The following is a 12,459-nucleotide window of genomic DNA, read 5'->3' as shown; positions in this document are numbered from 1 at the left end:
TATAGTAAAAATATAATAAACATATAGTAATACTTTACAAACTCTTAACCTATTCATAATATGTATTAACCTTTACCAATGTATACTAAAAGTGCGATGAAATAAAAAGAAAACATTTTGGAGGCGAGTCAAATGCTAGAGCTCAGAAATATAACAAAGCAATTCGATGGTAAATTAATATTAGATAAAATCAATTTAAAAATAGAAAATGGAGATATTGTTTCTATGCTAGGTCCAAGTGGAAGCGGTAAAACTACATTGCTTAATATTATCTTGGGCATAACTCCAATGGATAGTGGCTGCATTATATTTAATGATGTAGATATAAGTAAAGTATCTATGAAAGATCGTGGATTTAATATTGTTTTTCAAGATTATGCCCTTTTCCCTAATCTTAATGCCTATAAGAACATCGTATATGGTCTAAAAAACAAACCTAATTTAGTAACGCCTGATGACCTTTTGGGACTAATAGATTTTTTAGAATTAAAACCTCATTTATACAAAAAAATTCATGAGTTATCGGGTGGACAGAAACAAAGAGTAGCATTAGCTCGTACACTGGCAACAAAACCTAAAATACTTCTTTTAGATGAACCTTTGAGCGCTCTTGACGGAGTTATAAAGGAGACAATTAAGGAAAAAATTAAAGCTATTACTAGGGAATACAAGCTTACAACTATTATAGTAACTCATGATCCAGAGGAAGCACTAACTATGGCGGATAAGGTGCTCATTATTGATAAAGGTAAGATTTCACAATATGGTTCGCCGAGGGAAGTGGTACATCAACCTAAAAATAAATTTGTGGAGGAGTTCATATTACGCCAATTAAAAATAAAAAGAGATAACATTTATAACTTGTTTGGAGAGAGTTATGTATAAAAGAAAACTAGAAACAAAGATTATTTTTACTGTTATAACCTTGTTTTTTATTGTATTCCTTTTTACTCCACTACTAATACTTTCAATGAATTCATTTAAGGGTGAAAATGGCATAGGATTTACCAATTATTATTTAGTTACCCATAATAAGGAGTTTTTAATTGCTATAGGAAATAGTATAAAAATTTCCTTGATTACGGCGTTAATAACAACAATCTCTGCTTTTATTATAGCTTACGGAGTAAACTGTACAAAAATATTTAGTCCTATAAAAAACATGATAAAAATTGGAGTTTCTATACCAATGCTTTTACCTACCATAACTTATGGATTCGCCATAATATATTCATTTGGTAAGCAAGGACTATTAACAAAACTTTTTGGAAGGGAGTTATTTCAAATTTATGGGTTCAATGGACTTTTAACAGGTTATGTAATATATACCTTACCTTCAGCTTTCCTTCTTATAAATAATTCTTTTGAGTATATCGATAAAAAATTTATTGTTGTATCAAAGCTTATGGGTGATGATTTCTTAAGAAGTTTTATAAATACAATCTTTCGTCCCTTAATTGGTACCTTAGGAGGAGCTTTTGTACTTAGTTTCATTTTAAGTTTTACAGATTTTGGTATACCGGCTTCGGTAGGTGGTACCTATAGTGTAATATCAACTCAGTTATATGAAGTAATGCTCGGGTCCATACCTAATGTAAGTGGTGGTGCGGCAATAGCTATACTCATGCTTATACCTGCAGTTTTCGGGGTGCTCTTTTTGAATTATCTTGAAAAATATAATTTTAGTTATGATAAATTTACCAAAATTGAATTGTGTAAAAATAAATTTAGAGATATTTCTTTTGCTTTAGTGTCAGTTAGTGCCGTGGTAGGGATTATGTTAATATTTTTAGTGATGTTTATAGCACCTTTTGTTAATAACTATCCTTATGATATGAGCTTTAATCCTAAGCTTTTCAAAGATACTCTTTTATCAGGAAACATTTTAGATGTATATGGAAATTCATTTTACGTTTCAATTATTTCAGCAATTATTGGCACTATAATTTGTTATAGTGCAGCTATTGTAAATGCTCGTTCTAATATGAATAAGAAAGCTAAATTAGTAATAGATATATTCTCAATGATAACTAATACAGTTCCAGGAATGGTTTTAGGATTAGCTTATTTAATGCTTTTTAATAGAAGTGATTTAAAAGGAACTTTCACAATAATAGTAATTTGTAACACAGTACATTTTTTTACTACCCCCTATCTCATGGCTAAAAACTCCCTATCTAAAATGAATCCTGCCTGGGAAAGAACAGGAGAATTAATGGGTGATAACTGGATTAAAACTATAACTCGTGTTATTATTCCTAATTCAATAGCCACTATAGTAGAAATGTTTGGGTATTATTTTATAAATTCTATGGTTACAATTAGTGCTATTATTTTTCTTGTTACTGCAAGAACATCACTGCTAACAAGTAAAATTAATGAGATTCAGCATTTTCAAAATTTTAATGAGGTGTTTGTATTATCTATACTTATTTTTTTAACAAATATATGTATTAAATTTGGCTGTAGCTTAGTTAATAAAAAAATAGCTATTCACAAATAAATGTGGAATAAAGGAGAGGTTTCTTATGAAAAAGGTTTCTAAAATTATTACAATTTCTTTAATGATATGTTCATTGTTAATTACGCTTATAGGGTGTAGTTCTAAAGGTGAACAAAAGGTTGTTATATATACTAATGCAGATGAAGAAGCTGTGGCATCAATGGAAAAAAGTCTTAATACATCAGGATATGAAGGTAAATACGTATTACAAACTCTAGGAACATCTGAACTTGGTGGAAAATTGATGGCTGAAGGCGATGGAATTGAAGCTAATTTAGTAACAATGAGCTCTTATTTTATTGACAGTGCACAGAAAAAAAACAATATGTTTGAAAACCTAAATTTTGATACTAAGTCATTAGAAAAATATCCAAGCTATTATACACCTATACTCGCAAACACAGGTGCAATATTTGTTAATACAAAGGCTATGAAAGAAAAGGGTCTTGTTATGCCAAAATCTATAAAAGATTTAACTAAAGATGAATATAAAGGCTTAGTTTCAATTCCTAACATAATGAATTCCTCAACTGCATGGCTTCTTATTCAGGCCATTATTAGTGAATATGGAGAAAAAGAAGGTAGTATTGTACTTAATAAACTTATTATAAATTGTGGACCTCATATTGAAACTTCGGGATCAGGTCCAATAAAAAAGGTTAGAGTTGGAGAAGTGGCGGTAGGATTTGGGCTTCGTCACCAAGCGGTAGCTGACAAAACTTCGGGAAAAGATATTGATTATATAGATCCAATAGAAGGCAATTATTCACTTACAGAATCAATTGCAGTAGTTAAAAAGAAAGATATAGCTACAACTAAACTTGCTATGGAAATGGCAAAGATTATAGTAACTAAATCAAGACCTGAACTTATTAAAAGTTATCCTGTAGCACTGTACACGGGCGAAACTATAGATAAGCTAAATAAACCAGGTAATCCTAAAAAGTTTGAGAGTCCATTAACAGTAGAACTTCTTGCAAAACATCAAGAATTCTTCAAAGCTTCAAAATAAGTAGTAGAGAGGAGATTTCATATGAAAAATTATAAACTTTTAACACCGGGACCGTTAACTACTACAAAGACAGTTAAAGAACAAATGCTCTTTGACCGTTGCACTTGGGATGATGAATACAATGAAATTACTCAAAAGATTAGAAGGGAGATCCTTAACTTAGCAGAAGCATCTCCTGAGGTATATACTACAGTTCTTATGCAAGGAAGTGGAAGCTTTGGTGTTGAAGCTGTGCTACATACAGCTATTGGCAAAGAAGACAAATGTTTAATAATTACTAATGGTGCTTATGGAGAAAGAATTGTAGATATGGCTAAATTCATGGGAATTAACTATGCTATTTATAAGGTGGAATATAATACTTTTCCTAAAGCAGAGGGAATAGAAGAGATACTTAATAGTGATAGTGCTATAACCCATGTAGCTATGGTTCACTTAGAAACTACAACCGGCATATTGAATCCTATTGAAGAAATTGCGAAATTATGCAGGCAGTATGATAAAACCTTCATACTTGATGCCATGAGTAGTTTTGGAGGAATTCAGATTAATGTTCAAAAGCTCGGTATAGACTATTTGATTAGTAGTGCTAATAAGTGTATTCAGGGTGTTCCAGGTTTCTCATTTATCATAGCCAAAATACAGAAACTTTTGAATTGCAAAGGTAATTCAAGTAGTTTATCTTTAGATCTTTATGATCAGTGGAAAAATATGGACAAGCATGGAAAGTGGAGATTTACTTCTCCAACACATGTGGTTGCTGCTTTTTCTAAGGCGTTAGATGAGCTATTAGAAGAAGGAGGAGTTGTAGGTAGAAATAAACGATATACAGACAACAATAACCATTTAAGAAAAAAGCTTAAAGAGATAGGAATAAGTTCATATATAAATGAAGAACTCCAATCCCCTATTATAACAACCTTTCTTTTCCCAAGTGAAGATTTTAATTTTAGAAGCTTTTATAATTATGTAAAAGAGAGAGGATTTGTGCTATACCCTGGTAAGTTAACAGAGGTTGATTCATTTAGAATAGGTAATATTGGTGAAATATATGAAGAGGATATAGAAAAATTATGCTATATTATTGAGGCTTATATGAGAGGAGAAAAACATGAATAAAGTAGAAGGAGTTATATTTGATTGGGCAGGAACCATCGTTGATTTTGGATGCTTTGCACCTGTAAATATATTTTTAGAGATATTTAAAGCATTTGGTATAGAAGTAACTATGGCGGAAGCGAGAGCTCCTATGGGAATACTTAAAAGAGATCACATTAAGGCTATCCTAGAAATGCAAAGAATTAGGAAAATGTGGCAAGAAAAATATGGTAGGGATTTTAATGAAAAGGATATTGATGATTTCTATGGTGCATTTGAGCCACTACTTATAGCTTCGCTTAAACGATATACGAATCCAATTCCAGAAGTTATAGATACGGTTAAATTACTAAGAAATCAGGGAATAAAAATTGGTTCAACTACAGGATATACAGATGTGATGATGAAAATAGTAGCAGAGGGTGCTAAGGAAAAAGGATATGAGCCAGACTTTTGGGTAACCCCAGATTCTACAAACTCTTTTGGTAGGCCCTATCCATATATGATATTTAAAAATATTGAAACACTAAAACTTTCAGCAGCATGGAAAGTGGTGAAGGTAGGAGATACGGAAGCAGATATTAAAGAAGGAATAAATGCGGGAGTTTGGTCTGTAGGGGTAGCTGTAGGAAGTTCACAGATGGGACTAAGCTATGAGGAATTTACTATTCTTGTGGAGAAGGAAAAAAGTGAAATAATTAAAAGCACTGAGGAAAGTTTCTTAAAAGTTGGTGCAGATTTTACTATAAGTACTATGAGAGAACTACCACAGTTAATCCAAAAAATTAATGGCTTAATATCAGAAGGGAAGCGACCAAATGCAAAATAATTTAGGATTAAATCGTGAAGGCGATGTGAATTTAAGCCTGCATAGAGAAAAGTGGATTAATGCCCTCAATCAAAAGAGTAAAGATATTTTAAAGGCTGATGAATCTGTATTTATGAAACAATCTATGTCCACGCCCTGTATGAATGTAATTGTAGATGCAGAAGGGTGCTTTATTGAAGATATGTCAGGGAAGAAATACTTGGATTTTCATGGAAATAGTATTCATCAAATAGGTTATAAAAATCCCTATGTAATTGAAGCTATTAAAAAACAAATGCAAGAGTTGCCCTTTATTCCAAGAAGGTATACGGCTGATATTGCGGCACGCGCCGCAGCAGCATTAGTAAACAAGACAACATCGAAAGATTATAAGGTGTTATTTACTCCCTCTGGCAGCACAGCTGTAGGCATTGCACTTAAAATTGCACGAAAGGCAACAGGCAGACATAAGGTAATATCCATGTGGGAATCTTTTCATGGAGCAGGGTTGGACTCTATTTCTGTAGGAGGAGAATATGCTTTTAGGAAAGATATGGGCCCTCTTATGCCGGGGTGCATAAGAGCAATTCCCTATAATGGATATAGAAATCTAATTCAAAACATAGGTAAAGATGATATTGCTAAGTTTTGTTTGGATTACATGGAATACATAATAATCAACGAAGGAGATATAGGCGCAATATTATTAGAACCAATTAGAGCTACAGATACACATATACCTCCCAAAAGTTATTTTGAGCAGCTTAGGGCACTATGCGATAAAAATGGTATATTACTAATTTTTGATGAAATTCCTACAGCAATTGGTAGAAGTGGAGAGTTTTACGTTCATCAAAATTTTAAAGTAGAGCCTGACATACTTGTACTTGGAAAGGGACTTGGAGGTGGGATAATACCTCAAGCAGCTGTGCTTATAAAAGCTAAATATGATTGTGCACAAGATATTTCTCTAGGACATTATACTCATGAAAAACCAGCAGTAGGATGTGCAGCTATTTGTGCTACTATAGAGTATATTGATAATAATAACCTTTTAGATAATTGTAAAAAATTATCAGAGTATGTAAAAGCAAAAGCATATGGGCTATATAATACTTATGATTGTATTGGTGAAGCACGAATATGTGGATTATTAATTACATTTGAATTTGTGAAAAATAGAAATTCAAAAGAAAAGTATGAAGAACTTGCAGAAAAAATTTTATACAAATCTCTTGAGCTCGGGCTATCATTTAAAGTATCAGGTGGAAATTGTGTAACTTGGCATCCACCTCTAATAGTTTCAAAAAATGAAATTGATATAGCTTTTAGTATTTTTGAAAGGGCAATAGTGTCTAGCTTAAATATATAAAATTTTACAGATTCAAGTGGAGCTGTTAAAGGAATGGTCACAAAAACAGAAGGAGCAATAAGCTACTTAGCATTATCATACTTCTCTGATGCAGCTAATAAAGAAGGTTTAAATGTATTGAAAATTGATGGTATTGAAGCAAATGCAGAAAATATAAGCACAGATAAATATAAAATTTGGGCATATGAGCATATGTACACTAAAGGTGAGCCTACAGGAATAACAAAAGCATATTTGGATTATATGGTAAGTGATGAAATGAAAGCAGGAATAAAAAAACTGGGATATATTCCGATGGCAGATATGAAGGCTCAAAGAGAATAATGTTGCAGCAAGCGCTCATCTAAGGAAGATGAGAGCTTACTTTATTTGCATATTATAATTGTATAAGTATGAATTATATAAACAGTTAACAATTAATGATTTATAAGATTATTAGATTTATCTTCTTTAATAAAAATACGATATAAAATCTTATCATTAATTAAAGTTTGTACACAAACACCATCAGAGCAAACCATATATTGATCTCCCTCAAATTGAAACTCATCTTCTTTAGCCTTAATAGTATCAATCATAAGTTTATTAAATATATTACTTTTTTCAGGATTAAGTATCATAATAACACTCCTTAAATTAATTAATAAATTCTTATTTATGTTAACTAATATTCTGAACTTAGTTTATTAATAACATATTATGATTATGTTAAGTCTATGTAAATATTATAATTTTTTTAAAACTCCGCACAAAACTTTAAAGGGCATATATATTCAATGGAAACAAAATGAAAGTGCCTGTGAAAAGGCACTATTTTTTTATCATTGTATTATGATCCTAGAATAGTTTAGGAACCTCAATTTTATTTAATTCCTTATTAAGCCTCTTTAATGCTCTCTTTTCAATTCTAGAAATGTAGGACCTAGAAATTCCTAAAATCAATGCAATTTCTCTTTGAGTTCTAGGGTTACCATCAAGTAAACCATAACGCATTTGAATTATTGTCTTTTCTCTATCCATCAAATTAAAGTTTATGTTATCATAAAGTTTTTGAGTTTGTATTTTATTTTCTACTATCTCAAAGATAGAATCTTCATCACTACTGAATACATCCATAAGGGATATCTCATTTCCATCTTTATCAGTGCCAATAGGATCCTGCAGGTACACATCCCCTTTTGTTTTTTTATTATTACGAATAAGCATGAGTATCTCATTTTCTATGCACCTTGCGGCAAAGGTGGCAAGCCTTACTCCCTTACTTATATCAAAAGCTTCAATTGCTTTAATAAGTCCCACAGTTCCAATAGATATGAGGTCATCTACATCTTTTTCTTGGTATGAATATTTTTTTACTATATGTGCAACTAGTCTCAAATTCCGTTCAATGAGTATTCCTTTAGCTAGTAAATCTCCATCCTTAAATTTTATTAAATAGGATTTCTCTTCTTCCTCACATAATGGTTGAGGGAATGAACTATTGCCAGTTATATAAGCTGTTAAAAATGTAATATTTCCAATTATATCTAATAGATTATTTATGAAAAACAAAGATGTTCCTCCTAATAGAGCTTCTTAAAATAATATGCTTTATTTTATTAAAAATGCTTGTACATACAATTTTAAATTTTACAGGGCTACATATACTGACTAATTTGTTTCTATGCATCCAACTTTAAGTTCTTATAAAAAAATTTCAGTTGTTATAGACTTTAAATAAACAATAGGGATATAAATAAATCAAGATTTCTTTATATCCAATTTAAGGCGGTAATAGTATAATTAAAATATAAGGTAACAGTAGATTTATTGATTTTTATGAGAATAGAAAGCTAAAATTAGAGGAGAAGTTTATGAAAAAGAATGCAAAAGCTGCAATAATTGACTCATTTAAACAATTATTAAACAAGAAATCTATAGACAAGATTACAGTGAAGGAAATTTGTGAACATTGCGATGTAAACAGGCAGACTTTTTATAATCACTTTACTGATATCATGAACGTTTTTAAATTCATATTTTTTGAGGAATTATCATTAGAAATTGCGCAAAACAGAACCTTTGAAAACTGGGGAAGCGGGTTCCTGGCTACAATGAATTATCTGAAGAAAAATTCGAAAATGATTCTGCATGTATACAACTCTTCTTATTGGTGTGAATTTAATACATACTTTACAAATCTCTCTACAAGATTATTGGAGGATGTGGTGGATGAGTGTGTTGAAAAAACGGCAGTAAAATTAAAGGATAAAGATTATGATTTCATTGTTAATTTTTATAGACATGTGTTTAATGGGTTGATTATAGACTGGGTAAGTGAAGGAATGGAAGAGGAACCGGAAATTATCCTTAAAAAGCTTTTGACCATGATAACAGGAAGTATTCCTCGTTCAGTGACCGCATTTGTAAAAGAAGAAATAAAAGAATAATTAATTTTATAAATGGAAGTGTCTAAAATAGACACTTTCATTTTTTTGTCTATTGAAAATTAAATAACAAATATATACAATGGATATATAAAATACCAATGTATATATTTAGGGGGTAATAATATGTTTGTTTTCAATTATGCAGGGGGGGCATCAGCATTAAGCGTAGGGGGTGTTTGGATAATTGTTTTTATAGCACTCTTTGGCTTTAATGAAGTAGCTCGTAGGTTTAAATATGTTGGCTTTTTCAGTTTTGTTGTTTTACCACTAGCACTTTCAATACTATGGTTTACAGTACTCAGGGATACAACTTATACGGACTGGTTCCATTTAGCAAAGGTGTATTCTTCTACAGCTGGATGTATAGGCTTTTGGTGCATTAGGCATGTTAAATGGAAAAATAAACTGACAGGTAAAGAAGCTCGATTATCTGATAAGAAATGGGCATTATGTTTCCCGGCACTTATTCTTGCTATTAACATTATGGAGGCAGTAATCCGTGATTTCCAAGTTGGCATTCAATATGCCGGTGGGGGGACTTTAGCAGATGAAGCAATGTATGTAATTGGTGGTTCCTGGAATTTTATGAATGGTATAGCGGGTATTCTGAACATCATAGCTATTACCGGATGGCTTGGAATTTGCATAAAAAAACACACTGCTAAAGATGCCAGCAAAGATATGCTGTGGCCTGATATGCTATGGTTTTGGATTATAGCATATGATTTATGGAATTTTGCTTATACCTATAACTGTCTGCCAGGTCATGCTTGGTATTGCGGTTTTGCTTTGCTACTAGCGCCAACACTCTGTGCATTTACAGTGGGAAAAGGAGCATGGCTACAGCATCGTGCGCAAACACTGGCTATATGGTGTATGTTTGCACAGACATTCCCAGCATTTATTGATAAGGGTGCATTTGCTGTTGCATCATCCTACAATAAAGTAGCACTATTTGCATTTAGTTTCATAGCACTAGCTGCAAATATAGCAGTATTTGTTTACATGATTTACAAAGTAGTTAATAGAAAGAGGAATCCTTATCTTGGAGAGCTCTATACAGATTTGAAGGAATATAAGGAAATCAAAGCGCTTGCAGAATAAATTGCCTAGCAAAAAAAATAAAATTGAGAGGCATTTTTGGACACAATGGCTCTTTTGTATATTGTTATCCTCAGAATAAGTTTTTATAATATAGTTATAAATTAAAGATTAGGAGGTATGCTCTATGTATTATAGCAATGGAAATTATGAAGCATTTGCTCGCCCTTTAAAACCGACTGATGTGGATAAAAAGTCCGCATATTTGGTTGGTGCTGGTTTGGCATCATTGTCAGCTGCATGTTTTTTGGTGCGTGACGGTCAGATGAAGGGTGAACACATTCATATTCTTGAAGAACTTAATCTCCCAGGAGGAGCTTGTGATGGTATCAACGATAGTCAAAAGGGGTTTATTAGCCGTGGTGGGCGTGAAATGGAAAACCACTTTGAGTGCTTGTGGGATTTATTCCGTTCTATTCCTTCTATTGAGACGGAAGGCGTTTCTGTTTTAGATGAATTTTATTGGTTGAATAAAGAAGACCCAAACTTTTCTTTGCAGAGAGTAACTATCAATAGAGGTGAGGATGCTCATACCGATGGAAAGTTTGGACTAAGTGACAAAGCTTCTAAGGAACTTGTAAAGTTGTTTATGACTCGCAATGAAGATTTGTATGATAAGAAGATTTCTGATGTGTTCTCAGAGGAGCTTATTAATTCTAACTTCTGGCTCTATTGGAGAACGATGTTTGCTTTCAGAGATTGGCACAGCGCATTGGAAATGAAGCTTTACCTTCAAAGATTTATTCATCACATCGGCGGCTTGCCAGATTTATCTGCTTTGAAGTTTACCAAATACAATCAGTATGAGTCATTAATTCTACCAATGGTAAAATACCTTGAAGCTCATGGCGTTAAGTTCCAATATGATACCGAGGTAACAAATGTTGTTTTTGATATTAAAAATGGTAAAAAGCTTGCGAGGGAAATTGTTTGCATTCATGGCGGCAAGGAAGAAACTATAGAGCTTACTAAAAATGATTTAGTGTTTGTTACTAATGGAAGCTGCACAGAAAATTCTACCCTAGGTGACCAAAACCAAGCACCAAAGTTTGATGGCTCTATAAGAGGGTGTTGGCAGCTTTGGAGAAATATTGCGAAGCAAGATCCTGCTTTCGGTCGTCCTGATAAATTCTGTACAAGTACAGAAGAAACATTCTGGGAATCTTCTTCAATTACCACACTTGATAACAGAATCCCTAAATATATTGAGAAAATTTGCAAACGTGATCCATTTAGCGGAAAGGTTGTTACCGGTGGCATTATTACTGTAAAAGACTCTAATTGGCTTATGAGCTATACTTTGAATAGACAACCTCACTTTAAAGAACAACCAAAAGATAAGCTAGTAGTTTGGGTATATGGTCTATTCTCCGAAATACCAGGAAATTATATCAAGAAACCAATGAGAGAATGTACAGGAGTGGAAATTACAGAAGAATGGCTTTACCATATGGGTGTGCCTGAATCCGAGATTCACGATATGGCCACAAAATCTGCACGCTCTATCCCTTGCATGATGCCATATATTACTGCATTCTTTATGCCAAGAACAGCAGGTGACAGACCTAAGGTTGTGCCAGAGGGCAGTGAGAATTTTGCTTTCCTTGGTCAATTTGCTGACACACCACGCGACACAGTGTTTACAACTGAGTATTCAGTTAGAACAGCCATGGAGGCAGTTTACACATTGCTAGACATAGATCGTGGTGTTCCAGAAGTATTTAATTCCTGCTATGATGTTCGTCAATTGCTGGATTCTACAGCAAAGATGATGGATGGTAAAAAGCCCGGGGATACGAAATTGCCATTCCCACTGAACTTTGTTAAAAAGAAAGTATTAAAGAAGGTTTCAGGAACTGTTATTGAAGATTTATTGAAAAGGTATAAAATAATCTAGTTTTGATAACGGATAGATAGACGTAAGGTCGGGGTGTCGACGTTAAAGCGATTACCCCGACTTTATCTTTCAGTTTAATATATTAAACTGAAAAAAAATTAAATGTCATCACCATGTTCAGGTAAAACCATTCTGACCCCATAACAGTCTTCGACAGTTTCTAACGAGCATGTTAATATAAGAATATACGATGGAGGTTAGAAATATGGCTAGAAGAAGGTTTACCCTAGAAGATAAAA

11 protein-coding genes and 1 pseudogene are annotated in these 12,459 nt (G+C 32.7%); 10 read left to right on the top strand and 2 right to left on the bottom strand.

All coding sequences use genetic code 11. The features are described 5' to 3' along the window. Window positions 1–132: 132 nt before the first annotated feature. From KPL50_RS04310 to KPL50_RS04285, 7 genes and pseudogenes are all read left to right on the top strand, one after another. Window positions 133–885, top strand: a complete 753-nt coding sequence (locus KPL50_RS04310; protein ID WP_216297225.1) for an ABC transporter ATP-binding protein — start codon at window positions 133–135, stop codon at window positions 883–885. Further along, entirely contained in the window at window positions 878–2,503 is a 1,626-nt protein-coding gene (locus tag KPL50_RS26880; RefSeq protein ID WP_253200450.1) for an ABC transporter permease subunit, read from the top strand. The genes KPL50_RS04310 and KPL50_RS26880 overlap by 8 nt, the downstream gene beginning before the upstream one ends. A 25-nt stretch (window positions 2,504–2,528) precedes the next feature. Further along, the gene (locus KPL50_RS26875) at window positions 2,529–3,515 is read left to right on the top strand and encodes an extracellular solute-binding protein (protein WP_253200449.1); all 987 of its coding nucleotides are present in this window, start codon (window positions 2,529–2,531) and stop codon (window positions 3,513–3,515) included. Window positions 3,516–3,536: 21 nt separating this feature from the next. Continuing rightward, window positions 3,537–4,634 carry a 2-aminoethylphosphonate--pyruvate transaminase gene (gene phnW, locus KPL50_RS04300; protein ID WP_216297224.1) on the top strand — a complete coding sequence of 366 codons (1,098 nt, stop codon included), beginning with the start codon at window positions 3,537–3,539 and terminating at the stop codon, window positions 4,632–4,634. After that, window positions 4,627–5,442: a phosphonoacetaldehyde hydrolase gene (gene phnX / locus KPL50_RS04295; RefSeq protein WP_216297223.1), complete on the top strand. Its 816-nt coding sequence runs from the start codon at window positions 4,627–4,629 to the stop codon at window positions 5,440–5,442. The genes phnW and phnX overlap by 8 nt, the downstream gene beginning before the upstream one ends. Continuing rightward, window positions 5,432–6,793 (top strand): aspartate aminotransferase family protein, encoded by a 1,362-nt coding sequence (locus KPL50_RS04290; RefSeq protein ID WP_216297222.1) that lies wholly within the window; start codon window positions 5,432–5,434, stop codon window positions 6,791–6,793. The genes phnX and KPL50_RS04290 overlap by 11 nt, the downstream gene beginning before the upstream one ends. 27 nt (window positions 6,794–6,820) lie before the next feature. Beyond that, window positions 6,821–7,117 (top strand): annotated as a pseudogene (locus KPL50_RS04285) (PstS family phosphate ABC transporter substrate-binding protein); the annotation flags it as partial. Between the two features lie 92 nt (window positions 7,118–7,209). Here KPL50_RS04285 and KPL50_RS04280 read toward each other — a convergent pair. Together KPL50_RS04280 and sigK are read right to left on the bottom strand one after the other, a co-directional pair. Next, window positions 7,210–7,413 (bottom strand): hypothetical protein, encoded by a 204-nt coding sequence (locus KPL50_RS04280; RefSeq protein ID WP_216297220.1) that lies wholly within the window; start codon window positions 7,411–7,413, stop codon window positions 7,210–7,212. 217 nt (window positions 7,414–7,630) lie between these two features. After that, the gene (sigK, locus tag KPL50_RS04275) at window positions 7,631–8,344 is read right to left on the bottom strand and encodes an RNA polymerase sporulation sigma factor SigK (RefSeq protein WP_216297219.1); all 714 of its coding nucleotides are present in this window, start codon (window positions 8,342–8,344) and stop codon (window positions 7,631–7,633) included. A 302-nt stretch (window positions 8,345–8,646) separates the two neighbouring features. On the opposite strand from sigK, the gene KPL50_RS04270 reads away from it, so the two are divergent. The 3 genes from KPL50_RS04270 (at window position 8,647) to KPL50_RS04260 (ending at window position 12,220) form a co-directional block, all read left to right on the top strand. Continuing rightward, complete coding sequence (locus KPL50_RS04270) at window positions 8,647–9,222, top strand: TetR/AcrR family transcriptional regulator C-terminal domain-containing protein (protein ID WP_216297218.1); 576 nt, start codon at window positions 8,647–8,649, stop codon at window positions 9,220–9,222. Window positions 9,223–9,345: 123 nt separating this feature from the next. Further along, window positions 9,346–10,326 carry a DUF5692 family protein gene (locus KPL50_RS04265; RefSeq protein ID WP_216297217.1) on the top strand — a complete coding sequence of 327 codons (981 nt, stop codon included), beginning with the start codon at window positions 9,346–9,348 and terminating at the stop codon, window positions 10,324–10,326. Window positions 10,327–10,450: 124 nt separating this feature from the next. Beyond that, the gene (locus KPL50_RS04260) at window positions 10,451–12,220 is read left to right on the top strand and encodes an oleate hydratase (RefSeq protein ID WP_216297216.1); all 1,770 of its coding nucleotides are present in this window, start codon (window positions 10,451–10,453) and stop codon (window positions 12,218–12,220) included. Window positions 12,221–12,459: the final 239 nt, after the last annotated feature.

Origin of the sequence: Clostridium sp. CF012, assembly GCF_018861755.1 — a bacterium.
Classification (GTDB): Bacteria; Bacillota; Clostridia; order Clostridiales; family Clostridiaceae; genus Clostridium_AD.
This window is presented reverse-complemented; position numbering and strand designations above follow the sequence as displayed.

Excerpts from the sequence above, each read along its gene's own strand:
- KPL50_RS04310 (WP_216297225.1), top strand. The coding sequence starts at position 133 with ATGCTAGAGCTCAGAAATATAACAAAGCAATTCGATGGTAAATTAATA.
- KPL50_RS26880 (WP_253200450.1), top strand. The coding sequence starts at position 878 with ATGTATAAAAGAAAACTAGAAACAAAGATTATTTTTACTGTTATAACC.
- KPL50_RS26875 (WP_253200449.1), top strand. The coding sequence starts at position 2,529 with ATGAAAAAGGTTTCTAAAATTATTACAATTTCTTTAATGATATGTTCA.
- phnW (WP_216297224.1), top strand. The coding sequence starts at position 3,537 with ATGAAAAATTATAAACTTTTAACACCGGGACCGTTAACTACTACAAAG.
- phnX (WP_216297223.1), top strand. The coding sequence starts at position 4,627 with ATGAATAAAGTAGAAGGAGTTATATTTGATTGGGCAGGAACCATCGTT.
- KPL50_RS04290 (WP_216297222.1), top strand. The coding sequence starts at position 5,432 with ATGCAAAATAATTTAGGATTAAATCGTGAAGGCGATGTGAATTTAAGC.
- KPL50_RS04280 (WP_216297220.1), bottom strand. The coding sequence starts at position 7,413 with ATGATACTTAATCCTGAAAAAAGTAATATATTTAATAAACTTATGATT.
- KPL50_RS04270 (WP_216297218.1), top strand. The coding sequence starts at position 8,647 with ATGAAAAAGAATGCAAAAGCTGCAATAATTGACTCATTTAAACAATTA.
- KPL50_RS04265 (WP_216297217.1), top strand. The coding sequence starts at position 9,346 with ATGTTTGTTTTCAATTATGCAGGGGGGGCATCAGCATTAAGCGTAGGG.
- KPL50_RS04260 (WP_216297216.1), top strand. The coding sequence starts at position 10,451 with ATGTATTATAGCAATGGAAATTATGAAGCATTTGCTCGCCCTTTAAAA.